Annotated in this window: 21 protein-coding genes; 11 read left to right on the top strand and 10 right to left on the bottom strand. The window is 68.5% G+C overall.

Annotated features, from left to right (window positions below):
- Positions 1-2,995: DNA-directed RNA polymerase subunit beta (gene rpoB, locus NM1_RS28635; RefSeq protein ID WP_068026751.1), on the bottom strand; the 2,995-nt coding region annotated here is incomplete at its 3' end.
- A gap of 407 nt (positions 2,996-3,402) precedes the next feature.
- Between rpoB and NM1_RS28640 the strand changes: the two genes are divergently transcribed.
- Together NM1_RS28640 and NM1_RS28645 are read left to right on the top strand one after the other, a co-directional pair.
- Complete coding sequence (locus NM1_RS28640; protein ID WP_068026661.1) at positions 3,403-4,938, top strand: FAD-binding protein; 1,536 nt, start codon at positions 3,403-3,405, stop codon at positions 4,936-4,938.
- 124 nt (positions 4,939-5,062) lie between these two features.
- Complete coding sequence (locus NM1_RS28645) at positions 5,063-6,121, top strand: DUF2332 domain-containing protein (protein ID WP_068026664.1); 1,059 nt, start codon at positions 5,063-5,065, stop codon at positions 6,119-6,121.
- A gap of 36 nt (positions 6,122-6,157) precedes the next feature.
- On the opposite strand, the gene NM1_RS28650 is transcribed toward NM1_RS28645, so the two are convergent.
- Genes NM1_RS28650 through NM1_RS28660 form a run of 3 tightly spaced genes read right to left on the bottom strand, consistent with a single transcriptional unit; the run spans position 6,158 to position 7,648 of the window.
- Positions 6,158-6,688, bottom strand: coding sequence for an NUDIX domain-containing protein (locus NM1_RS28650; RefSeq protein WP_068026667.1), 531 nt, complete (start codon positions 6,686-6,688; stop codon positions 6,158-6,160).
- Positions 6,689-6,719: 31 nt separating this feature from the next.
- Positions 6,720-7,337, bottom strand: coding sequence for a carboxymuconolactone decarboxylase family protein (locus tag NM1_RS28655; RefSeq protein ID WP_068026670.1), 618 nt, complete (start codon positions 7,335-7,337; stop codon positions 6,720-6,722).
- The gene (locus NM1_RS28660) at positions 7,334-7,648 is read right to left on the bottom strand and encodes a hypothetical protein (RefSeq protein ID WP_068026673.1); all 315 of its coding nucleotides are present in this window, start codon (positions 7,646-7,648) and stop codon (positions 7,334-7,336) included. Before NM1_RS28660 ends, NM1_RS28655 begins: the two co-directional genes overlap by 4 nt.
- A gap of 167 nt (positions 7,649-7,815) precedes the next feature.
- On the opposite strand from NM1_RS28660, the gene NM1_RS28665 reads away from it, so the two are divergent.
- Complete coding sequence (locus NM1_RS28665; RefSeq protein WP_246011464.1) at positions 7,816-8,466, top strand: class I SAM-dependent methyltransferase; 651 nt, start codon at positions 7,816-7,818, stop codon at positions 8,464-8,466.
- A 38-nt stretch (positions 8,467-8,504) separates the two neighbouring features.
- Positions 8,505-10,049, top strand: coding sequence for a phytoene desaturase family protein (locus NM1_RS28670; RefSeq protein ID WP_068026679.1), 1,545 nt, complete (start codon positions 8,505-8,507; stop codon positions 10,047-10,049).
- Between the two features lie 8 nt (positions 10,050-10,057).
- Here the strand turns inward: NM1_RS28670 and NM1_RS28675 are convergent, their stop codons facing one another.
- Positions 10,058-10,837, bottom strand: coding sequence for a class I SAM-dependent methyltransferase (locus NM1_RS28675; protein ID WP_068026753.1), 780 nt, complete (start codon positions 10,835-10,837; stop codon positions 10,058-10,060).
- 75 nt (positions 10,838-10,912) lie between these two features.
- Entirely contained in the window at positions 10,913-11,473 is a 561-nt protein-coding gene (locus NM1_RS28680; RefSeq protein ID WP_068026681.1) for a dihydrofolate reductase family protein, read from the bottom strand.
- Positions 11,474-11,749: 276 nt separating this feature from the next.
- Between NM1_RS28680 and NM1_RS28685 the strand changes: the two genes are divergently transcribed.
- Positions 11,750-13,174 carry a threonine/serine exporter family protein gene (locus NM1_RS28685; protein WP_169814337.1) on the top strand — a complete coding sequence of 475 codons (1,425 nt, stop codon included), beginning with the start codon at positions 11,750-11,752 and terminating at the stop codon, positions 13,172-13,174.
- Here the strand turns inward: NM1_RS28685 and NM1_RS28690 are convergent.
- Positions 13,151-13,777, bottom strand: a complete 627-nt coding sequence (locus NM1_RS28690) for a GDSL-type esterase/lipase family protein (RefSeq protein WP_068026687.1) — start codon at positions 13,775-13,777, stop codon at positions 13,151-13,153. The two genes, NM1_RS28685 and NM1_RS28690, sit on opposite strands and share 24 nt — an antisense overlap.
- 106 nt (positions 13,778-13,883) lie before the next feature.
- Between NM1_RS28690 and NM1_RS28695 the strand changes: the two genes are divergently transcribed.
- The 3 genes from NM1_RS28695 to NM1_RS28705 all read left to right on the top strand — a co-directional run bounded on the left by NM1_RS28695 (position 13,884) and on the right by NM1_RS28705 (position 18,266).
- Entirely contained in the window at positions 13,884-14,663 is a 780-nt protein-coding gene (locus tag NM1_RS28695) for a 2OG-Fe(II) oxygenase (protein WP_068026690.1), read from the top strand.
- Positions 14,650-15,612, top strand: coding sequence for an SDR family NAD(P)-dependent oxidoreductase (locus NM1_RS28700; protein ID WP_246011465.1), 963 nt, complete (start codon positions 14,650-14,652; stop codon positions 15,610-15,612). The genes NM1_RS28695 and NM1_RS28700 overlap by 14 nt, the downstream gene beginning before the upstream one ends.
- Positions 15,613-15,893: 281 nt before the next feature.
- Positions 15,894-18,266: a lysylphosphatidylglycerol synthase transmembrane domain-containing protein gene (locus NM1_RS28705; protein ID WP_068026756.1), complete on the top strand. Its 2,373-nt coding sequence runs from the start codon at positions 15,894-15,896 to the stop codon at positions 18,264-18,266.
- 15 nt (positions 18,267-18,281) lie between these two features.
- On the opposite strand, the gene NM1_RS28710 is transcribed toward NM1_RS28705, so the two are convergent.
- On the bottom strand, positions 18,282-18,890 hold the full coding sequence (locus NM1_RS28710) for a cysteine hydrolase family protein (protein WP_068026759.1): 609 nt from the start codon (positions 18,888-18,890) through the stop codon (positions 18,282-18,284).
- A 71-nt stretch (positions 18,891-18,961) separates the two neighbouring features.
- Complete coding sequence (locus NM1_RS28715) at positions 18,962-19,444, bottom strand: hypothetical protein (RefSeq protein WP_068026693.1); 483 nt, start codon at positions 19,442-19,444, stop codon at positions 18,962-18,964.
- 315 nt (positions 19,445-19,759) lie between these two features.
- Here NM1_RS28715 and NM1_RS28720 point away from each other — a divergent pair, with 315 nt between their 5' ends.
- Positions 19,760-20,422 (top strand): arsenate reductase/protein-tyrosine-phosphatase family protein, encoded by a 663-nt coding sequence (locus tag NM1_RS28720; RefSeq protein ID WP_068026762.1) that lies wholly within the window; start codon positions 19,760-19,762, stop codon positions 20,420-20,422.
- A 131-nt stretch (positions 20,423-20,553) separates the two neighbouring features.
- Positions 20,554-20,940, top strand: a complete 387-nt coding sequence (locus NM1_RS28725) for a hypothetical protein (RefSeq protein WP_068026696.1) — start codon at positions 20,554-20,556, stop codon at positions 20,938-20,940.
- On the opposite strand, the gene fadD5 is transcribed toward NM1_RS28725, so the two are convergent.
- Positions 20,941-22,512 carry a fatty-acid--CoA ligase FadD5 gene (fadD5, locus tag NM1_RS28730; RefSeq protein WP_068026699.1) on the bottom strand — a complete coding sequence of 524 codons (1,572 nt, stop codon included), beginning with the start codon at positions 22,510-22,512 and terminating at the stop codon, positions 20,941-20,943. It abuts the gene before it with no gap.
- Positions 22,513-22,861: 349 nt separating this feature from the next.
- Here fadD5 and NM1_RS28735 point away from each other — a divergent pair, with 349 nt between their 5' ends.
- Positions 22,862-23,833: an NAD(P)H-dependent flavin oxidoreductase gene (locus tag NM1_RS28735; protein WP_174556929.1), complete on the top strand. Its 972-nt coding sequence runs from the start codon at positions 22,862-22,864 to the stop codon at positions 23,831-23,833.
- The last annotated feature ends 57 nt before the right edge of the window (positions 23,834-23,890 follow it).

The raw sequence follows: 23,890 nt of genomic DNA on the forward strand, positions 1-23,890 counted from the left end.
AGCCGACGGCGATGGGGTAGGGGAAGGGTTCACCGGTGCGGCCGTCGAACAATGTCGCCTTACCGTCCGCCCCGACCATGACCTCGCCGTCGCGGTTGGGCAGTGTCGACGCCATCAGCCCGGCGAGCTCGTCCTCGCGGGCGCCGTCGAAGACCGGTGTCGCGAGGTTCGTATCCGGGCCCGCCGACAGCAGCTCCTCGGGCAGGCGCTGCGCCCAGTCCGGTCGGGTACCGTCGGCGACCTGAATGTTCCAGCCCGCCTTGCCGATCCAGCCGAGATGCGTCTCCAGAATCTGGCCGATGTTCATACGACGGGGCACACCGTGGGTGTTCAGGATGACATCGACCGGGGTGCCGTCCGGGAGGAACGGCATGTCCTCCTTCGGCAGGATCTTGCCGATCACACCCTTGTTGCCGTGCCGACCGGCGAGCTTGTCGCCGTCCTGGATCTTGCGCTTCTGCGCCACGTACACGCGCACCAGCTCGTTCACACCCGGCGGCAGATCGTCGTCGTCCTCGCGCGAGAACACCCGGATGCCGATGACCTTGCCGGACTCACCGTGCGGCACCTTCATGGACGTATCGCGCACCTCACGCGCCTTCTCACCGAAGATCGCCCGCAAAAGCCGCTCCTCGGGCGTCAGCTCGGTCTCACCCTTCGGCGTGACCTTGCCGACCAGGATGTCGCCGTCGCGGACCTCCGCACCGATGCGCACGATGCCGCGCTCGTCGAGATCCGCGAGCACCTCGTCGGAGACGTTCGGAATATCCCGGGTGATCTCCTCCGTGCCGAGTTTCGTGTCGCGAGCGTCGATCTCGTGCTCCTCGATGTGGATCGAGGTCAGCACGTCCTCCTCGACCAGTCGCTGCGACACGATGATCGCGTCCTCGTAGTTGTGGCCCTCCCACGGCATCACCGCCACCAGCAGATTCTTACCGAGAGCCATCTCGCCGTTCTCGGTACTGGGCCCGTCGGCGAGGACCTGGCCCGCTTCGACCCGCTGGTCCTCGTCCACGATCGGGCTCTGGTTGGCGCAGGTGCCCTGGTTGGTGCGCGAGAACTTGCGCATCCGATAGGACTTGCGGCTACCGTCGTCGGCCATCACGGTGATGTAGTCGGCCGAAACCTCCTCCACCACACCGGCTTTCTCGTTCACCACGACATCACCCGCGTCGATCGCCGCGCGCAGCTCCATGCCCGTGCCGACCAGCGGCGATTCCGAGCGGATCAGCGGCACGGCCTGCTTCTGCATATTCGCACCCATGAGGGCGCGGTTGGCGTCGTCGTGCTCGAGGAACGGGATCATGGCGGTGGCCACCGACACCATCTGGCGCGGCGACACATCCATGTAGTCGACCCGGGCGGAGTCGACGAGCTCGACCTCGGAATCCCGGCGGCGCACCGGGATTCGTGACGCGACGAAACGCCCTGCGGCATCGAGCGACTCGTTCGCCTGCGCCACGACGTGCAGGTCTTCCTCGTCGGCGGTCAGGTAGACGACCTCGTCGGTCACCGTGCCGTCGACCACCTTCCGATACGGCGTCTCGATGAAGCCGAACGGGTTCACCCGCGCGTAGACCGACAGGTACCCGATCAGCCCGATGTTCGGCCCCTCGGGCGTCTCGATCGGGCACATCCGGCCGTAGTGGCTGTAGTGCACGTCGCGAACGTCGAGACCGGCGCGTTCGCGGGTCAGGCCGCCCGGCCCGAGCGCCGACAGGCGGCGCTTCTGGGTCAGGCTGGCGAGCGGATTCCGCTGGTCCAGGAACACCGACATCTGCGAGGTGCCGAAGAACTCCCTGATCCCGGCGACGACGGGACGGATATTCATCAGCGTCTGCGGGGTGATGGCCTCGGCGTCCTGGGTCGTCATCCGCTCGCGCACAACGCGTTCCATGCGCGACAGCCCCACCCGGAACTGGTTCTGGATCAGCTCACCGATACTGCGCAGCCGGCGATTGCCGAAGTGGTCGATGTCGTCGACCTCGACCGGCACTTCGATCCCCCCGGGCGCGGTCATCACCGGATCGCCCGCGTGCAGATGCAGCAGGTACTCGATGATCGTGACGAGATCCTCCTCGGTGAGCACCCGCGCGCCGCCGGTGTGGATGCCCAGTTTCTTGTCGACCTTGTAGCGCCCCACCCGTGCCAGGTCGTAGCGCTTCTCGGTGAAGAACAGGTTCTCCAGCAGGGCCTGCGCGGACTCCTTGGTCGGCGGCTCACCCGGACGCAGCTTGCGATGGATATCGAGCAGCGCCTCATCGGTGTTGGCGGTGTTGTCCTTCTCCAGCGACGTCAGCATGATCCCGGAGAAGCCGAAGCGCTCGGCGATCCGCTCGCCGGTCCAGCCGAGCGCCTTGAGCAGCACCGTCACGGGCTGCCGGCGCTTGCGGTCGATGCGCACACCCACGGTGTCGCGCTTGTCGATATCGAACTCCAGCCACGCGCCCCGGCTCGGGATCACCCGGACGCTGTGCAGCACCTTCTCCGTGCCCTTGTCGATCGATTCGTCGAAATACACGCCCGGCGAACGCACGAGTTGCGAGACCACGACGCGCTCGGTGCCGTTGATGACGAAGGTGCCCATTTCGGTCATCATCGGGAAATCACCCATGAAGACCGTCTGAGACTTGATCTCACCGGTGTTGTTGTTGATGAACTCCGCGGTCACGAACAATGGCGCCGCATAGGTCATGTCCTTGTCCCGGCACTCTTCGACGGAGGCCTTGACCTCCTCGAAACGAGGGTCGGACAGCGACAGCGACATGGTCCCGGCGAAATCCTCGATGGGGCTGATCTCCTCGAGCACCTCGGCCAGGCCACTCGTGATCAACCACTCGAAGGAACCGGTCTGGATGTCCAGCAGGCCCGGAACATCCAGGGGCTCGCGGAGTTTGGCGAACGAGACCCGCCGCGGTGCGCCAGGGACCCCGGTATCGACGGAAAATTCGGCGTTGGTCCGATTCGAGACTGCCAAGATGCGTCCTTCCAGCACCTCGCGCCGCCCGCGTGTTCGCGCGGCCGTCACGATATCTGTTCGTCCTGTGGGCTGTATTCACATTGCGCACCGCGGCGGACGCCGCCCGTACCTTGACTCGACAGCAACGGGTAGAAAGCGGTGCACAGACAGCACCGCTTTCTACAGTCAATACATTTCGAGAGTCGGACAGCACGCGCCCCGGCGCGAAGTCTCAAATTACACCCGGAATCGACCGATGTCGAGGGCACAAAGAAAATAGACACCTGAATCCTCGGTGCCTTCCCCTTTTAATAATGACATCCAAATATGCCGGCCGTCAAGTGGATTAGCGCCGAGGCGCTCCTGAAGACCGGGACGATCCGTGTACAGACCGACGCTACGGCACCTACCGTCGGGATCCTGGCGAACCTCGAGGAGTTGCGGTGACGGTCTGGAACGACGAAGTCGATGTGCTGGTGGCCGGGTCGGGCGGGGGCCTGGCCGGGGCGTATACGGCGGCCCGGGAGGGACTGTCGGTGGCCGTGGTCGAGGCGACCGACAAATTCGGTGGGACGACGGCCTATTCGGGCGGGGGCGGTATGTGGTTCCCGTGTAATCCGGTGCTGCGGCGGGCCGGGGTGGACGACAGCCTCGACGAGGCGCTCACCTACTTCCGCGCCGTCGTCGGCGATCGGACTCCGGACGCGTTGCAGGAGGCCTACATTCGCGGCGGTTCCCGCGTGATCGAATACCTGGAACGGGACGAATGCTTTGCGTTCCAGATGTTTCCGTGGCCGGACTACTTCGGTACGGCACCCGGGGCACGGACCGACGGCAAGCGGCACATAGTCCCCGTCCCGCTGCGGGCCGCCGAGCTCGGCGAGCTGAGCGAGTCCGTGCGCGGCCCGCTCGCCACCGACCGGCACGGCGCGCCGCAACCGAGGACCCTCACCGGCGGGCGGGCCCTGATCGGTCGCTTTCTGATGGCACTGTCCAAGTTCCCCGACGCTTCTCTGCGCCCGAACACGGCATTGGTCGAGCTCGTCATGTCCGACGGCGTGGTCGCGGGTGCCATCGTGGAGCGGGACGGTGAGCGGGTGGCGATCCGCGCCCGCCGGGGTGTATTGCTGGCCGCGGGCGGATTCGAGGGAAACGAATTGTTGCGCAAACGATTCGGGGTTCCGGGCCGGGCCCGCGACACCATGGGCCCGTGGGGCAATGTCGGCAGGGCGCACGAGGCGGGCATGGCGGTCGGCGCCGACACCGATCTGATGGATCAGGCTTGGTGGTCGCCCGGGATGATCCATCCGGACGGGCGCGCCGCGTTCGCATTGTGGTTCACCGGAGGCATTTTCGTGAATCAGGAGGGCAGGCGGTTCGTCAACGAGTCGGCCCCCTACGACCGGCTTGGCCGCGACATCATCGCGCAGCTGAACGACTCGATGACGCTGCCGTACTGGATGATCTACGACGACTCGGCGGGCCCGGTGCCTCCGGTGCAGGCCAGCAATGTGCCGATGGTCGACGCCGCACGGTATGTCGATGCGGGCCTGTGGCATACCGCCGACTCGCTCCCGGAACTCGCGGAGCGGATCGGGGTGCCGGGCGCCGCGCTCTCCGCCACGGTCGCCCGGTTCAACGAATTCGCGGACTCCGGCGTGGACGAGGATTTCGGCCGCGGCGACGAGGCCTACGATCGGGCCTTCTCCGAGGGAGCGTCGCCGCTGGTGCCGATCCGGAAGGGGCCGTTCCACGCGGCCGCGTTCGGCATCTCCGACCTCGGCACCAAGGGCGGTCTGCGCACCGATACCGCCGCCCGGGTCCTCGACGGGTCCGGGTCGCCGATCCCCGGCCTCTACGCGGCGGGCAACACGATGGCGGCGGTCAGCGGCACGGTCTACCCGGGCGGCGGCAACCCGATCGGCGCCTCTGTGCTGTTCAGCCATCTTGCGGCACTGGACATGCTGGCCCGAGGATGACCCCTGCCTGCTCGCGCGCCAGCCGGGTCCGGACCGAGCGCGGGACCATCGGAGAGTGCGGGTGGGAACTACGCGGACCGGTACCGGGCGCACACTGCGCTGGGGGCAGGGGCATAGTGCAATCATGTCGCTGGTATCGCAGTTCGAGTTCCAGGCACGGGCCTGCGCGAAGCTGGGCTCCCCGCTGTATTCCGCACTGCTGACCGAAGTGTCACGGGACATCGAGAATGGCGGACCGTGCGCCAGGGCACTTGCCGACTACACGGACGCGCCGCTCGTCGACGCCGTGCCGCTGCGGTTCATGGGAGCCGTGCACGCGCTGGTCCTCACGGGTGAGGCGCCCGAACTGTCGGTCCATTACCCGAGTGTCACGCCGACCGCTCGCGCGGAATCCGGTGCCTGGGAGGCGTTTCGCGAGGTCGTCGCGGCCCACCCCGAGTGGATTCGGGACTGGCTGACCCGGCCGCCCCAGACCAATGAGGTGGGCCGCACCGTACCGCTGATGGCCGGGCTGCTCGCCGCCGTCGACGCGATCCCGCTCCCGGTGCGGCTGCTCGAGCTGGGCAGCAGCGCGGGACTGAATCTGCGCGCCGACCGATATCACTGGTACACAGACGATTTCGACTGGGGGCCGCGGGACTCTCCGGTCTCGCTCGGCAAGGCCTGGGCGGGTCCGGTACCCGGCTGGCTGACGGCGGCCGCGCGACGCCATCCCGAGCTGACCGTCGTCGAACGCCGCGGCTGCGATCCGGCGCCCCTGGACCCGCTCGCTCCGCACGGCGCGCTGGCACTGCGGTCGTACGTGTGGCCGGATCAGCGCGAGCGGGCCGCGCGCTTGGACGGTGCGCTTCGCGTGGCCGCGCGGGTTCCCGCGACGGTGGCGGCCGTCGGCGCCGCCGAGTTCCTGGCGAAGGTCGAACCGGTGCCGGGCACGCTCACCGTCGTGTGGCATTCGGTGATGCGCCAATATGTTCCGCGGGATCAGTGGGCGCTGGTGGAAGCCGAACTGGATCGGCTCGCCGCGGCGAGCGGCCCCGAGGCCGGATTCGCCCACATCGCCTTCGAGCCGGTTGCGCAGAGCGGCAGCGGATTCCCGCTCACCGTCCGGATCGGCGCCGGCCCGGCCGTGCGGCTGGCGCGCGCGAAACCGCACGGCGTCCCCGCGTTCGTCGCCAGCGGATAGGCGTTCCGGCGCAACGACACCCGAAATCGCGGCGGCTCATGCTCGTTCGTGCAGCAACAGCAGCGAGTAGGCGGCGAGCGTCCCGGAATCGGTGATCTCGCCCGTGCGGATCATCTGCTCCAGTGCCGCGCGGTCGAACCAGTCCGAGCGCATGTCCTGCTCCTCCGGCTCGCGCTCGGGTTCGCCGGGTGTCAGCTCGGTCGCGAGGTAGACGCGCCCGCGCTGACGCAGCGTGGCGGGCGCGGCGTCGACCGGACCGAGGTAGGTCAGCCGCCCCGCCCGCAGTCCGGTCTCCTCGCGCAGCTCGCGGTGCGCCAGGTCGACCGGGTCGCCGACCGCGCGATCGGGCAGCGTGCCCGCCGGGAACTCCCAGCACCGTTGTCCCAGTGGATATCTGAATTGCTCGACGAGGTGGAACCGATCGCCGTCCAGCGGCACGACCAGGACGAAATCCGGCCGGTCCACGAAGCCGTAGATGCCGGTGGAGCCGTCGGAGCGGCGAATGGTGTCCTCGTGCACCTCCATCCAGCGATTGCTGTAGACAGTCTGCGATCCGAGCGTCTCCATACCCCGGATTGTGCCGCAGCCGGGCGCCGAGCTACCCCGCGGACGACAGGAACTTCACCGTCGGCGGCGTGGCATAGCCCATCCGGCGCAGGAACCACCGGGTCAGCGTCAGCCCCCGGCCCTCCGGCGGGACTCCGCCCATCGTGTCCATGATGCGGTTGATGGTGTGGAAGGCCACGCTGATCCGCACGGCCTCCTCCAGCGCCGCATCGGTCACCCCGGCGGTGCGCACCCGCTCGACGTCGGCCGGTTTCACGTCGTCGGGCGCATCGGCCAGCTTCGCCAGAAAGTCCAGTACCACAACGACTTCGATGCGCTGCCCGGAGTCGGCGGGCCGCTCCAACGCGCGAATCACCAGCTCCGGTGTCTGGTAACTCTCGGCGACGGTCTGGTGGCAGGTGCGGCAGAAGTCGCACTGGTTGCGGGCGGAGGTGTAGGTGGCGAACAGTTCGCGCTCGCCGATGCTCCACGCCGACGGGCCGCGCATCAGATCCTGCAGCAGGTCGCTGAAGGGGGTGCTGAAATAGCGGTGCCGGTAGAACAGCACCTTGATCACATCGGGGACCTCGGTGCGGCCGAATACGCGCATGGCGCGCAGCGTACACCGGCCCGGAAGGTCGTGTCCGTGGTCGACGACGTCGAGTCTCATGTCTGGTCCTCCATCGCGCGCAGGGCGGCCCGCAGACGGTGGTCGGCCGCACCGGCCGCAGCGACCACCGTGGTTTCGAACACCTCGTCCTGGGATCGCCCGGCCGTCAGCGTGGCGACCTGTTCGTCGGTGACGCGGTACGCGTGGCGGGCCACGGTGTCGACGAACGGCGCCAGATCCTCGGGCAGCGTCGACACGTCACCCTCCGATGCCGCCTCGAATATCGAGCGCCGGAGATCGGCCGGCAGGGCGGCGGGGGCCGATCGAAGGTGCTCGACGAAGGTGTCCCAGCGGTCTGCTCTCGATCCCATCCGCCCATGATGCCTGATCTTCGGCGGGCGCGAACTGTATTACAGCAGAACGTTTTTCGCTTGAACGTCGAACTATCGCGGCCGGGAATCCGATAACACCGTAATAGTGCAGGCCGTCGGCCGGAGCGGCCCGGGAGATGTCGGATCGGATCCGTAGACTCGCCTCCGTGACGGGAGTAGAGGATGTGCAGCGGACCCGTGCGGCGTACGACGGCGTGGCCGAGCTGTACGCGGAGATCAGTGCGGGAGTGATGGCGGCCCAGCCCTTGGATCGCGCCATGTTCGGCGTATTCGCCGAGTTGGCGCAGGGGCGCGGCACCGTCGCCGATATCGGTTGCGGACCGGGACGGGTCACCATCCACCTGGACGGCCTGGGCCTGGATGTCTTCGGCCTGGATCTGTCGCCGGAGATGATCCGGCTGGCCCGCGCCGCGCATCCGAACCTGCGATTCGAGATCGGATCGATGGAACGGCTCGACCTGCCCGACGCCTCCCTCGGCGCAATCCTGGCCTGGTACAGCATGATTCACACGCCACCGGAACGGGTGCCGGGCATCGTCGCCGAATTCGGCCGGGTGCTGACCGACGGCGCCCCGCTGCTGCTGGGCTTCCAGGCGGCCGACGACGAGTTCCACGACATCCAGCCGTACGACCACAAGGTGGCGCCGGTGTACCGATGGTCGCTGCGGCGGATGGCGGAGGTGCTGGCCGGTGGCGGCTTCGAGACCGTGGCCCAGCTGCGGCGCGCGCCCGATCCGGACGGGCGGTGCCCGCACGGGTGCCTGCTGGCGAGGAAGTCGGCGACACCGGCGGGCTGAGCGCCCCCGGGGCCCGGATTTCGTGGTATCCAGGCCAGATGCAGCCGACACGCGCCTCGTATGACGTCGTCATCGTCGGCGGCGGCCACAACGGACTGGTGGCGGCCGCCTACCTGGCCCGGGCCGGGCGCTCCGTGCTGGTGCTGGAGCGCCGCGGCCACACCGGCGGTGCGGCGGTGTCCGAACGCGTCTTCGCGGGCGTGGATGCGCGGCTGTCGCGGTATTCGTATCTGGTGAGCCTGCTACCGCGGGCGATCGTGCGGGATCTGGACCTGCGATTCGAGACGCGGCGCCGCCGGATCTCGTCGTACACGCCGGTCGGCGACACCGGCCTGCTGATCGACTCGGCCGACGAATACCGTACGCGCGCAAGCTTTCTCCGGTTGACCGGCAGCGAGGCGGACCATCGGGCGTGGGAGCGGTTCTACGGAATGACCGGGCGCCTCGCCGAGCGGATATTTCCCACGCTGACCGATCCGCTGCCGACGCGGGGCGAATTGCAGCGCCTGGTCGACGATTCCGCCGCCTGGGAGGCGATCTTCGAACGTCCGCTGGGCGAGACGATCGAGGCTCGCTTCGCCGACGATACGGTGCGCGGGGTCGTGTTCACCGACGCGCTGATCGGTACCTTCACCCACGCCCACGATCCGACGCTGCTCCAGAACCGCTGCTTCCTGTATCACGTGATCGGCGGCGGCACCGGCGACTGGGATGTCCCGATCGGCGGCATGGGCGCGCTGACCGACGCGCTGGCGGCGGCCGCCCGCGCCGCCGGGGCCGAGCTGCTCACCGACCGCGCGGTCACCGCCATCGAAACCGACGGCAGCACAGCCGAAGTCCGCCATACGGGCGGCGCGGTCGGCGCGCGGCACGTGCTGGTGAACGCCGCGCCGGAGGAGCTGGCACACCTGCTCGGCACGACCGCGCCGGATCGGGCCGAGGGATCCCAGCTCAAGATCAACATGCTCCTGCACCGGCTGCCCCGGCTGCGCGAATCGGTCGATCCCCACGACGCGTTCGCGGGCACCTTTCATGTCGGCGAGGGCTATGCACAGCTCGAGCGCGCCTATCGCGAGGCCGCGGACGGGAACCTCCCGGCCGCGCCGCCGTCGGAGATCTACTGCCACACCCTCACCGACCCCTCGATCCTCGGCGAGGAGCTCGCTCAGCGCGGCGCGCACACCCTCACCTTGTTCGGGTTGCACACTCCGGCGAGGCTTTTCGAGACCGATGCCGACACCGCGAAAGCGAGCCTCGTCGAATCGACACTGGCGCAGCTGGATTCGGTGCTGGCCGAACCGATCCGCGACTGCCTGGCGGTGGACGGCGACGGGCGGCCCTGCCTCGAGGCCAAGAGCCCGACGGACCTCGAGCGGGAGTTGGGCCTGCCCGGCGGGCATATCTTCCATCGCGATCTCGCGTTCCCGTTCCGCGCGGACGACGCCGACGACGCGGGCGCCCGCTGGGGTGTGGGCACCGCGCATCGCAACGTATTCCTCTGCGGCGCCGGGGCGGTGCGCGGTGGCGGCGTGAGCGGCATCGGCGGGCACAACGCGGCCATGGCCGTCCTGGCGGCGCGCTGATCTCGGCTTCAGCGGAGCACGGTGCGAATAACCAAGGTGCGCAACGGAAGGTCGAACTCCCCGTCCCGCGTCTCCGGCTGCCCGCGCAGATAGTCCGTGATACGCCCGAGGATCGTGGCACGCTCCTCCGGCGAGACGACGAGAACGTGCGAGTGCGTTCCGATCGTCTCCGCGAGACTCCGGGCGGTACGCCGGTGGGCGTGCGGGAAATAGGACCGTTCGAACGGCCGGAACAGCGGATGCGACGGCTCGGAATCCTGGGCCCGGCGCTGGAACGACACCTCCGACCGGGACAGCCGATCCAGTTCCGCCACCCATTCGACCGACGAGTCGTGCATGTTCCAGAACGCCGCCAGCACCCCGCCGGGCCGCAACACCCGCGCAAACTCCGGGAACGCCTTCGGCAGATCGAACCAGTGGAAGGCCTGCCCGGCCACCAGGGCGTGCACCGAATTATCCGGCAGCGGAATGCTTTCCGCGCTTCCCGCCAGGACGGAGACACCGGGGTGGCGCCGCGCGAACTCGGCCCGCATGGCCGCGTCCGGTTCGACAGCCGTCACCCGCGCGCCGCCGTCCAGCAGGCCATCGGTGAGCTTTCCCGTACCCGCGCCGAGATCGACGACCTCGGGCGCGGCGACGCCCCGGAGCGGTTCCAGTGCCCACCGGATCCCCGCCGGTGGATAGTCGGGGCGATGGGCGGCATAGGCCGCGGCCTCCGCGCCGAACGAACTCGCCCGCCGCGCATGCAACTCGGCCTCGTCCGTCCTCGATTCACCGGTCTCGCCCATTCGATCCATGCTATCCACCGGGCAGCCGCGGGGCCTGCGAATATTTCCCGCTGTCGCCACGCCGCAGGCGGCGAGTCAGTCGAAACTCGGCCGCACCACGGAGTTCTCGGTGACCCGGTAGGTCGCCAGGATCACGCCGTTGTCGAGCACCTCGGTCTCGGCCAGCGCCAGCGTCGCCTCCTGCTCGGTGTCGCCGAACAGCCGCAGCCCGCTGCCGAGCAGCACCGGATAGATCACCAGGCGGTACTCGTCGACGAGCCGGTTGTCGCGCAGGTAGCCGATCAGGCTGCCGCTGCCCATCAGCAGCAGGTTGCGGTCGGCCTTCAGCTTCGCGACACCCTCGGCGACGTCACCCTCGATCCGCTCGGCGTTCCATGCCAGCTCGGTCAGGGTCGTCGTCGCCACATGCTTGGGCATGCTGTTCATCTTGTCCTTGTAGGCGCCCTCTTCCGGGTGCTCGGGCCAGGACGCGGCGAACACCTCGTAGGACGAGCGGCCCAGCAGCAGCGCATCGGCCTCGCCCATTTCGGCATCCTTGTAGCGACCGATGTCGTCGCTCCAGAACGGGGCGGTCCACGTCGGATCCTGAATGAACCCGTCGAGCGAAACAAACTCGGCGACAACAACTTTGCCCATGATAGATCCTCGATTCCGTCCTGCCTGCCACCGATCCGGGAGTGGGTCGGTGCGTACTCCTCCATGCAGACGAGACGGCTCACGGTAACTAATCGGTGAATCGCAATCCAGCGATCCTCGCCGCGACGCGTTAGCCTCAACTGATAGCCATCAAGTTGCCGACGTTCCGTACGCTACCGGGCACCCGGTGGCCTTCGTCGATCCAGGAGGCGGCGATGCACGGCCCGATCCACGCCCGGGAACATCCGGTACTCCACCGGCGCTGACATGGACCCCATGCATCCGGCTCGCCGCTGGTCGTCCGCCGCCGCACGGCTGGCGGGGCCGGTGCGGGAATGGGTGCGCGGCCGCGACAGACCGCATTCGGACGCGCCGCCCCCGGACGAGCCGCCGGTCCCCACCGACCTACTCGACCTGCTGCGCCGCTTGGGTGTCGCACTCATCGGCTCGGTCGAGACGACCAACCGGGTGCAGGTGATCCTGGAAGAGCTGGCCCATCGCTACGGCTACGACGAGGTGCGGTTCTTCGTGCTGCCCACCGCCGTCTTCGTGCGCGTCGAGGACTCCGGCGGCAATACCTATATCGACCTGCTCGACGCCGACGTCGGCACGCTGCGGCTGGACCAGATCGACAAGCTGTACCGGCTGATCGCGAAGATCAAGCGCACGCTGCCGCCGCCCGCCGAGGCCATCGCCGAACTCGAGGGCATCCTCGACGCGCCGCCGCCGACCGCGATCTGGCTGCAGCTGCTCGGCAACGTGGTGCTCACGCTGGGTCTCGGCATGATGCTCAATCCGTCGGCCCGGGCGCTGATCGGCTACTGCGCGCTGGGCCTGGTGGTGCAGGTGCTGATCATGCTGGCCGATCAGTTCCGACTGCTGCAGTTGGCGCTGCCGGTGGCCGCCGGGGCCACGGTGACGCTGCTGGCCTTCGGGTTCCCCGGATTGTTGTCCGGGGGTTACCCCACCCAGCTGATCGTCCCGGCGGTCGCCAGCCTCCTACCCGGCGCGGTACTCACCAACGGCACCATCGAACTCGCGACCGGATCGATGGTGGCGGGGTCCAGTCGGCTCGTCTACGGCATCAACATGTTGTTCCTGCTGGCGTTCGGCATTCTGGTGGGACTGCAGATCATCGGGCCCAACCCGCACAAGATCGAAACTGTGGTGCAGCTCGGTTGGTGGGCACCGGTGCTGGGGGTGCTGCTGATCGGCCTCGGACATTCCTGGCGTTCCAGCGCGCCGCCGGATTCGATCCTCTGGCTGCTGGTCGTGCTGTATGCCACCTATTGCGCGCAGGAGCTGGGGAAGCTGACCGGGGGAGATCTGTTCGGCGCGTTTCTCGGTGGACTGGCCGCCGTCCCGGCCGCCTATCTGATCCAGCGCGACCGGCACGCGCCACCCGTGCAGGTGGCATTCCTCCCGGCGTTCTGGATGCTGGTGCCGGGCACCATCGGACTCACCGGCGTGTCCGAGTTGGTCACCGGCCGGGATACCAGCGGCGTGCACGTCGTCGTGACCACGCTGCTCACGATCATGGCCATCGCACTCGGCGTGATGGTCGGCTCCGGCCTGGTCGCGACCAAGCGCCCGCACCTGATGCCGATGGTGCAGAAGCTGCTGCCGGAGGGCACGGCGACCACCCGCGGCCACGAGACCGCGCACCGCGACGGGGTGTCACCGGACGACGGGCAGTCCTGACCCGGGCTCGGACAGCCACAGCAGCCAGTGCGGCACGATGAGCGCGGCGAACTCCTCGTAGCCGGCGGCGCCGGGATGGTACCCGTCGTCCTCGGCGACCTCCCGCATCCAGGTTCCGCTGTGCCGCAACGGCTGATGCACCCGCACGTACGAAACGCCTTCGGCGTCACAGACATCGGAGAACTCCGCATCCAATTTCTCGGTGCGGCTGTTGTGTTCGTCGTCGTCGACCGGGGGCGGCGCGACCATCAGTGTCGGCCAACCGAGTTCGCGCGTGCGGCGCAGCATCGCGGCGAGGTTCGCCACCGACTGTTCCGTCGCCACCCACGCCCGGCCGTCCTCGGACATGGTGTCGTTGACCCCGAAGGAGAACACCACGCGGCCGTCGGCTTCGGCCGGTAACCGCAACGCGCACTCGTCCTCCCAGCGCTCCGCGATCTCGGTGGAGGTCTGGCCGCGGACCCCGAGGTTGTAGTAGGTCAGCGGTTGCCCGGCCCCCGCCGCCCGCGCCGCGAGACGACCGGCCCAGCCCAGGCACTGCCGATCCCCCAGCCCGGCAACCAGCGAATCCCCCACGAAGCAGATACGGACGTCACGAACCACAGAGTGATCGTTGCACGCTCAACGCTCATTGTCGGGACAAAGGCCGGAATCCACCCACAACGTGCACGCAATAGGATCTCGGTGGATTGTCCGGGAGGGAGTACGCATGGCAACGGAGGCGCCGCTACCGCGGTGGTTCACCGATCTACTGGCGCATCGCCGCTGGATCCGCCGGGCTCGGCCGTTTCCGCACGTGTATGTCCGCGACGTGTTCGTGGCGGCGTTCTATCGGCGGCTGGCCGAGGAATTCGAGCGGGTGCACCGGGAACAGGGCAGGTTCACACCGGTCGCCGACGGCTACAGCGCGACGGGGGTGAGCCTGGCCGCGGTGCGCAACGGGCCCATGGAGGTGTTCCTGTCGCGCGCCTGGCACGACCTGATCGAGCGGGTCACCGGCGTGCGGGCCAGCGGCGACGTGGAGGGGTCGCTGCATCATCACGAGCCGGACAGCCCGCGAGGCTGGCCGCACCACGACCTGACCCCGGCCTGGTTCCCCGCGGCGCCACCGGAATCCGGCGAGGTCGGGCTGCCCGGCGGCACGATCGATCTGCGAACCGGTGAGCGCCCCGCGGGGACGGACGCGCGCGAGCTGGTGCGTGCGGTCGCGGTGCTGTTCTACCTGAACAACGAGGAGTGGCGGCCGGGCGACGGCGGGGAGACCGCGTTGTTCGCGCATGCGGGCGATCCCGACGGCGCCGCCCCGGGGTCGACGGTATCGGTTCCGCCGCTGAACAATTCGATGGTGGTATTCGAGTGCACGCCGCGGTCGTGGCACACCTTCGTGGGTGCCAACGCCGCCGCCCGCAACTGCGTGGTGATGTGGCTGCACCGGCCCAAGGACGAGGCGGCGCGCCGCTGGGGAGGAGATCGCATTGCCGACTGGTGACAATCGCCGCGTCTGCCTGCTGACCGGGGCGGGCGGCAGGCTGGGTGACGCCTTCTGCCGCGCCTTCTACACCCGCTACGACATCGTCGCGGTGTGCCGCACCCGGGTGCCCGCGGCCCCGTCGCAGGACGAGTGGTTCATCGATCCGCTGGAGCCGTCGACGCCGCTGCCGGAGAACGCCTCCCGCATCCACGTGGTGCGGGCCGACCTGACCCGGGAGGGTGAGGTGGAGCGGGTGGTCGACCTGGCGCTGGCGAAATTCGGGACCGTCGATCTGCTGGTCAACAACGCCGCACACACCCGCATGCAGCCGCACGGCCTCGTCGACGGCGACTCCGCGCTGGACGAGTTCGATCCGCACTTCGCGCTGAACGTCGGTGTGCCGCTGCGCCTGTCGACGCGCCTCGCACAGCGGTGCTGGATGCACGGCGATACCGAGAACCGGGAACGCAACCGCAATATCGTCAACGTCTCGAGCATCTCCGGTTCCGAGGTCTACCCCGGCGGACAGGCCATGTATTCGGCCTCGAAGGCGGCGCTGAACCAGCTGACCCGGCATCTGGCCGCCGAATTCGCCGAATTCGGCGTGCGCGCGAATGCCATCGCCCCCAACTCCTTTCCCGCGCTGGTACCGACCGAGCAGGTCGCCGCGTCCATCGCGGAACTCGACGCGGGCGCGATGACCGGCGGAATCTACAGCGTGGGCGTGCCCGAGCGCACGGGGGTCTCCGGCAACGGGATCGCGGACAGCATATCGATAGACGGTGCTGTGGCAGGCGGCCCGCGCGGTTCGACGCAAGATTCGGCGACGCAGCTCGATCCCATGTCACAGCGCGGCGCGGCGGGGCCGGAGGCTCCCGCGATGCACGGCGGCCGGGCCATGACCGGAACCGCGGCGGCGCCCCCGACCGGCAGCGGGCGACATGCCCGGCCCGAGCCGCCGGTGTGAGCCCGCGCGGCGCCGGCAATCGGCGCTCCCGAGATCGGGGGCGCCGCGATTCCGCGGTGGTCGGCCACGGCGATCCCGGCTCCCATCCGGCCGGGCCGAGCCTCGTGGACGGGCAGGACGCGGAAGCGGGCCGGTTGCCGCCCGATAACCGGACGCAATCGGCAGCCGCGCGCTGGCAGCGGCGTGTTGCCACCGGTCGCCTCGCGGCGCTCCTGCATACTCACACGCGAGCCGACCCCGGGACCGACGCCGCTCCCTCGATCCGAAAGATCCGATACGACATGCGAGTCGACGGGCGGGAAATTCCCGTCTCCGGCAGCCTGCTGCAGCCACGGATCCGGCGCACCAGCGACATCATCCGCGTGGTGCTGTCGGCTCTGCTGGTGGCGCTCGTCGTCGCGGGATCGCTGATCACCCGGTCGCGCTGGGAGGCGCTGGAGCGCTCCGTCTCCGATATCGTCGGCATCCTCACGCCGGACCAGTCCAACCTCGTCTATCTGTGCTACGGCATCGTCATCGTGGCGCTGCCCTTCGCGATCCTGGTCCGGCTGATCTTCCGCTGGCAGTGGACACTGCTGTTCGGCTATCTGACGGCGGGCCTGATAGCGGTGGTGCTGCTGTCGATCACCGGCACCGGACTCTCGGCCCCGCAATGGCATCTGGCCGTGCCCAAGCAGCTGAACACCTTCCTGTCGCAGTTCCTCGACGACCCGCGCTGGATCGCGATGCTCACCGCCATGCTGACCGTGGCCAGCCCGTGGTTGCCGGCGTCGTGGCGGCGCTGGTGGTGGGCGCTGCTGCTGGCGTTCGTGCCGCTGCACCTGTTCGTGAGTCTGGTGGTGCCGTCGCGGGCGATGTTCGGCCTGGCCGTCGGCTGGTGCGTCGGCGCGGTGATCGTGCTGCTGGTCGGCACGCCCGCGCTCGAGGTGCCGCTGGATGCCGCGGTGCGGGTGCTGGCCAAACGCGGCTATACGGTCACCGGATTCACGGTGCTGCGCCCGGCCGGACCCGGACCGCTGCTGCTGTCGGCGGACACCGGCCCGTCACACCGGCTGACCGTGGAACTGTACGGCCAGAACCAGCGCAGCTGGGGCATGCTGCGGCAGCTGCGCCGCTGGGCGACCTTCCGCAGCAGCGAGCGGGCCCCCGCCTTCGCGTCGCTGCGCCGCGCGGTCGAGCATCGCGCGCTGATGGGCATCGCGATCGGCGACGTGGGCCTGGCCAGCAACAAGCCGCTCACCGTGGCGGCATTGGAGCGCGGGTGGACGCTGTACGCGCACACGGTGCCGCGCGGCACGGCGCTGTCGGCATCGGACAGCGAGGTGGTGCTCACCAACGTGTGGCACGCCCTGCAGAACATGCATCGCGCCCAGATCTCGCACGGTGACCTGCGGGCCGAGGAGATTCGCGTGGTCGAGGGGCGGGTGCTGTTCGGCGGCTTCATGTCCGCCGAATTCGGTTCCTACGAACCGCGATTCTCCTCCGATACGGCCCAGCTGCTGCTGTCGACGAGCGCGCTGTTCGGGGTGGAGCCGGTGGTGCGCACCGCGATTCATGTCTGCGGCGAGCAGGCGGTGCTCAATGCCTCACGGCGGCTGACGAAGTCGGCGCTTCCGGCACCGGTGCGCAAGTCGGTTCCCGACTCCGGCAACCTGATGAAGAAGGTGCGGGCGGAGGTACAGCAGCAGACCGGCGAGGACCGCATCGAGGCCGCGCGGATCACCCGGTACTCACGCGGCCAGATCATCCAGCTGGTGCTGCTCATCGGCCTGGTCTATGTCGCCTATCCCTACATCAGCCAGGTGCCGACGTTCGTCACCGAACTGCGCACGGCCAACTGGTGGTGGGCGCTGCTCGGGCTCGCCGTGTCGATGGGCACCTACCTCGGTGCGGCCATGGCACTGTGGGGCTGCACGTCCGAGTCGGTGAACTTCCCGAGACTGCTGCTCGCGCAGGTGGCCAACACCTTCGCCGCCACCACCACGCCCGCCGGTGTCGGCGGCCTCGCGCTGAACGTGCGGTTCCTGCAGCAGAACGGCCTGGGCACGGTCCGGGCCACCGCGGCCGTGGCGCTACAGCAGTCGGTGCAGGTGATCACGCATGTGGTGCTGCTGCTGTTCTTCAGTGTGGCGGCGGGGGTTTCGGCCAACCTGGCGCATTTCGTCCCCGATGCGACCGTGCTGTACCTGGTCGCGGGCGCGCTGCTCGGACTGCTCGGCGCGACCATGTTCGTCCCGACGGTGCGGCGCTGGCTGCGCACCGAGGTCCGTCCCCAACTCGCCGAGGTGGTGCACGAACTGCGCGATCTCGCGCACAGCCCGTCCCGGCTGGCGATGATCGTGGGCGGCTGCGCCGCAATCACTCTCGGCATGGCCGGGGCGCTGTGGGCCAGCATCGAGGCCTTCGGCGGCAGTGCCACGTTCGTCACGGTCACGGTGGTCACCATGATCGGCGGGACGCTGGCCTCGGCCGCGCCGACACCGGGCGGCGTCGGCGCGGTGGAGGCCGCGCTGATCGGTGGCTTGGCCGCGTTCGGCGTGCCCGCCTCGATCGGAGTCCCGGCCGTGCTGCTCTACCGGGTGCTGACGTGCTGGCTGCCGGTGTTCTGCGGGTGGCCGATCATGCGGTGGCTCACCTCGAACAACATGGTCTGAAATCCACGGCGCTCGTTATGCGCCCAGCTCTTTGATCGCCTCCTCCGCGGACAGGCGGCCCGCAGTGGTCAGGTCGAGGTTCGCCAGCGACGCCTCGTGCGCCTCCGGCGCGGCAGCGGCCACGCAGTCCGCGATCGGGTGCACGGTGAAGCCGAGATCGGTGCCGTGGCGGGCGGTCTGCTCCACGGTGAGATTCGTGGCGACACCGGTGATCAGCAGCGTGTCGATGCCGCGGGCCGCCAGCCAGTCCGGCAGCGCGCTACCGGCCAGGCCGGACAGCTTCTGATTGTCGAACACCGCACCCTGCGCCGCCTGCTCCGCCATCTCCGCGATGATCGGCGAGCCCTTCGCATCCGGTCGGAACTCGGTCTGCGCGGAGGCCACCGACCTCATGAATCCGGTGTTGCGCACCAGGCCGCCCTCGCCGACGGGGATGGTGAAGCGGGTGAAGATCAGCGGCAGTCCCGCCTGCCGGGCCGCGGCGTGGAAGGCGGTCGCGCGCTCGACCACTCCGCTCGCCGCAACCGGTTCGGCGAGCATGGGCCCGAAGAATCCCTCGGGTTCGATGACATTCACCTGCCAGTGCAGGGCGAGGACGGCGGTACGGGTTCGATCGAGTGGCATGAAATCCATACTGCCGCAGGTGTGTCGGATCCGTCGGGTGGTGTCCAACCGCCGCTGGCAATACGACGCGGCTACACCTTGCGCAGGGTGCCGGTGAGGGCTCCGTCCGGTGCACCGACGCGATAGGCGAGCGATCCGTCGGTGTGGAGCTGAACCGTCGATTCGGCGTCGCCGTCGCACCCCGCGCCGTTCGTCGACCGGGCGGCCAGGGTCAGCTCGGACTCGGTGCTCCGGACCACGCGTTCGGCCCGATCACAGCGGGCGCCGGAGGCCTTGTCGGTGTACGAGGAGGTCACGGCATCCTCCGGGTTCTCGCTCCCGATCCTCAGGACGACGTCGAAGCTGCCGCGGCCGTTGTCGGCCACCCCCTGCCATTCCCCCTGGAAGGCCGGTGCGATGGGTGCCGCCGCATCCTCGCTCTCCGGGCTGCGCAGATACGCCACGACAGCCCACGCAACCAGCAGGATGGCAAGGGGTGCGACGATCGCGAAGCGCAGCCGATTCTTGCGGCGAATCGCCCGCTGCTCGGGCGTCTCCCAGTGATCGCGGGCCACAGTGCCGAGTGTATGCCGATCGGAGGCGTCGGATCACCCGTGTCCACAGCCCTTGACGCATTCGAATCCCCTTGCGGGACTTTTAATTCCACCGTCCAGTACGCGATTGCCGGTGGCCATTCCCGCGCCGGGCGAAAAGTTCTCTGCGCTAACGGTTTTCGCGACACGTGCCGTACTTAGGTGTTTCGTCGGCGATACGCCACGGCGTGGCCTGCAGGTTCGATCCGGTTCACCCCTAGTTTGTTGTCGCCGGGGAGCCACGCTGCCACGCTGACTGATGTGTCTACGCCGGAGCGGACCACCCGGGCGGGTTTCATCGAAATCACCCCGGCCTACCGACTTCTCGACATCGTGCACGATACGGCGCTCGCCCGTGCCGAGCGGCGGCTGCAGCGCGAGTTCACGATCCTGTTCGACGCCAATACGATTCACCGCTTCCTGTACGACTCCTACGCCCAGATCAAGGAGCGGGCCGCGGTGCAGCTCTATCTGCCGCTGCTGGCCGAGCGGTTCGCCCGGCAGCAACTGCACGCCCGCGCCAAGGTGGAGGGCCGCATCGACCACGCCGTGCCGGTGGTGCTGTTCCTGTGCACGTTCAACGCCGGGCGCTCGCAGATGGCGCTGGGCTTCTTCGAGCACTACGCCCAGGGCCGGGCGCTGGCCTGGTCCGGCGGGTCGGAGCCGAGCGGCGCGCTCAACGCCGCGGCGGTCGCGGCCATGGCCGAGGTGGGCATCGATATCTCCCACGAGTTCCCCAAGGCCTGGACCGACGAGATCATCCTGGCCGCCGACGTCATCGTCACCATGGGCTGCGGCGACGAATGCCCGCTGCTGCCCGAGATCCGGCAGGAGGACTGGATCGTGGACGACCCCGCCGGGCTGCCGGTGGCCGAGGTGCGGCCGATCCGCGACGATATCCACCGGCGCGTGCGGGACCTGCTGACCGACCTCGACCTTCCCGCGCCGGTACAGCGCTGATCGCACAATACGATTCGCGCCGCGGCCCGTTAGATGACATGCTGCCACCACTCGTGGGAGCGTCGGCGCCTCGGTGAGTACGTCGATAGTCCCGGTATTTCGAAAACACCTTGTGAGAAGGGATTTTTCCTATGCGCGGAACGGTTGTCTCGGCAGTATTCCTGGGCGTGATCGGTGGTTGTCTCGCGGCGGCCGGACCGGCCAACGCGGTGAGCGACCCGGAAACCTGCGCGGCCGTCAAGACGGCGGTCAATGATTTCAGCGCCAAGCACGATGCGGCCCACGGCTCCGATCCCGCCGCGCTGGCGGGCTCGCCGGCACTGTGGTCCGAACTCGGCGGAAACCTCGACAGCGTCGCGGCGAAGGCCGACGAGGGCAAGGTGAAGACCGCGCTCGGCGGCGCGGTCGCACAGGTGAACCGCGCGGCCGCCGCCCCGGATGCGGACCGCCAGGCGCTGCTCGACGGCCCGGAGTTCCGGAACTCCATGGCCGCCGTCGACACCGCCTGCGGGTTCTGATTATCCCGAATAGTCCTTGCGCAGCTGGACTTTCACGACCTTGCCGCTGGCATTGCGCGGCAGCTCCGGCACGATCACCAGATCCTTGGGGTGCTTGTAGCGGGCCAGGTTCTCGTTGAGGAAGGGCGCGAGGTCCTCCAGCGTGAGGGTGTCGTCCGAATTCAGCAGGGCGACAACGGCGACCGGGACCTCGCCCCACTTCTCGTGGGCGCGGCCGATGACCGCGGCCTCGTGGATCTTCGGATGCGCGAACAGCACGTTCTCCACCTCGGCGCAGTAGATGTTCTCACCGCCGGAGATGATCATGTCCTTCTTGCGGTCCACCACATAGACGAAGCCCTCCTCGTCGGTGCGGACCAGATCGCCGGAGTGGAACCAGCCGCCGGCGAACGCCTCCGCGGTGGCCTCCGGCTTGTTCCAGTAACCCTGCATGAGAGTCGGTCCGCGATAGACGATTTCGCCGATCTCGCCGGGCGCGACGTCGTTCATCTCGTCGTCGACGATGCGGGCCTGAATCGTCGGGATGGGCTTGCCCACCGACCCGAGCTTGCGCAGCGCGTCGCGGCCCTCCAGCACGCAGGTGATCGGCGACATCTCGGTCTGGCCGAACACCGCGACATTCTGCGCGTCGGGGAAACAGTCGGCCATCGCCTGCAGCACCGTGTTCGAGGCGGGCGCAGCGCCCCAGCTGAGCATCTCCAGCGCCAGCTTGCGCTGCTTGACCGTCGGCTCCTCGCAGATCAACTGCCACTGCGCGGGGACGCAGAACGCGGTGGTGGCCTGCTCGGCCTCGACGGCATCGAGGAATTCCTTGGCGTCGAAGGCGCCCAGCGGATGCAGCACGGTCTTGCTGCCGAGCTGGAAAGCCGGTGCGAGACTGCCCAATCCGGCGATGTGGAACAGCGGCGAGGTGCAGAAGCCGACCGACTCGGGCGTGGTGTTCATGGCCCGGATACAGGTGAGCGCCTGCGCGGTCATGTTGGCATGCGTCAGGATCGCGCCCTTGGGGCTGCCGGTGGTGCCCGAGGTGTACATGATCAGGCAGGGCGTGTCCTCCGGAATGTCCAGCGGCACATGGGGTGTGGCCTCCTCGGCGAGCGCATCGTCGTAGCCGAGCACGCCGTCCGCGCTGCGGCCGCCGATCACGACGCAGGTCTCGAGGGACGGGGACTGCGCCATGACACCGGTCGCCAAGGGCTGCAGCACGGTGTCGGTGACGATGGCCTTCGCACCCGAATCGGCGACGATATAGGCCACCTCGGGCGGGGTCAGCCGGAAGTTCACCGGCACCGCGATCGCACCGAGCGCGTTGATGCCGAATACCGCCTCCAGGTACTCCGGGTAGTTCAACGCGAGGATGAGCACCCGATCACCGAACCCGACCCCTCGACGGGCGAGCGCGTCCGCGAACTTCAGGGAGCGCTCGTGCAGCTGCTTCCAGGTGGTGTCCTGCCCCCGGAACCGGATCGCCACGGCGTCCGGCCGCATGAGCGCGTGCGCCGCAATCTGGTTGTTCCAGTGGTTGCGGCGCGACCGGATCGGCTCGTCGAGCGACTGGGTACCGGTGGTCATGCTGTAGTCCTCTCAGGCCGACGGCTGAACAACAGCGAGAATACCAACTAACTTTTCATCGTGACAAGGGTTACAGAGAAGAATTGGCAACCCGCTTCTCATCGCATCATTTTCCAGTTCAACGGCGATATTTCGGCTGCTAGAGAGCTTCTATTGCGATGTCCGATTCCGGCCAGTCGCCGAGAAGATGGCAAACTGCGGCTTACATCGAGGTTGTCGCGGGCGTCGCGCCCGTGCGACTATCGACCGCAACCGCGGGCGCGCGTGCCTGCGTGATCACTCAGGCGGTCGCACCGCCGGCGCGGCGGCAGCTCGGGCACCGCCGTCGAACACAGCAGGAGGACTACCGATGTTGCGCACCAGGTTCACCGAGGAATTCGGCATCGAGCATCCGATCGTGCAGGGCGGCATGATGTGGGTCGGCCGGGCCGAGCTCGTCGCGGCCGTCGCGAACGCCGGTGGCCTCGGGTTCATCACCGCGCTCACCCAGCCCACCCCCGAGGATCTGCGGAACGAGATCGCCCGCACCCGCGAGCTCACCGACAAGCCGTTCGGCGTGAACGTGACGATCCTGCCCTCGATCAACCCGCCGCCGTACGAGGAGTACGTGAAGGTGATCATCGAGTCGGGCGTGAAGATCGTCGAGACCGCGGGCAGCAACCCGGAGCCCTTCCTGCCCTACTACAAGGAGGCCGGGATCAAGGTGCTGCACAAGTGCACCAGCGTCCGGCACGCGCTCAAGGCGCAGAAGATCGGCGTCGACGGCGTCTCCATCGACGGCTTCGAATGTGCCGGACATCCGGGCGAGGACGATGTGCCCGGCCTGATCCTGATCCCCGCCGCGGCCAAGGCGCTGCAGATCCCGATCGTCGCCTCCGGCGGTATCGCCGACGCCCGCGGCCTGGTCGCCGCGCTGGCGCTGGGCGCCGACGGCGTCAACATGGGTACCCGCTTCCTGTGCACCCAGGAGTCGGCGGTGCATCAGAAGGTCAAGGAGCAGATCGTCGCGCACACCGAGCGCGATACCCAGCTCATCTTCCGCACCATGCGCAATACCGCCCGCGTGGCCGACAACGAGATCAGCCGCAAGGTCGTCGAGATCGAGGCGGCCGGAGGCAAGTTCGAGGACGTGCGCGATCTGGTCGCGGGCGCCCGCGGCCGCCGGGTCTTCGAGGAGGGCGACCTCGACGCGGGCATCTGGTCCGCCGGGCAGGTCCAGGGCCTGATCGACGACATCCCCACCTGCGACGAGCTGATCTCCCGCATGGTCGCGGAGGCGGAATCGCTGATCAACTCGCGCCTGGGGTCGTTCGTGGCCTGAGTCCCGCGGGACCGATCCGCGCCAACCGGCCTGGGCGGACACAGTTGACGACGAGAC

This window comes from Nocardia mexicana NBRC 108244 (assembly GCF_001613165.1).
GTDB lineage: Bacteria > Actinomycetota > Actinomycetes > Mycobacteriales > Mycobacteriaceae > Nocardia > Nocardia mexicana.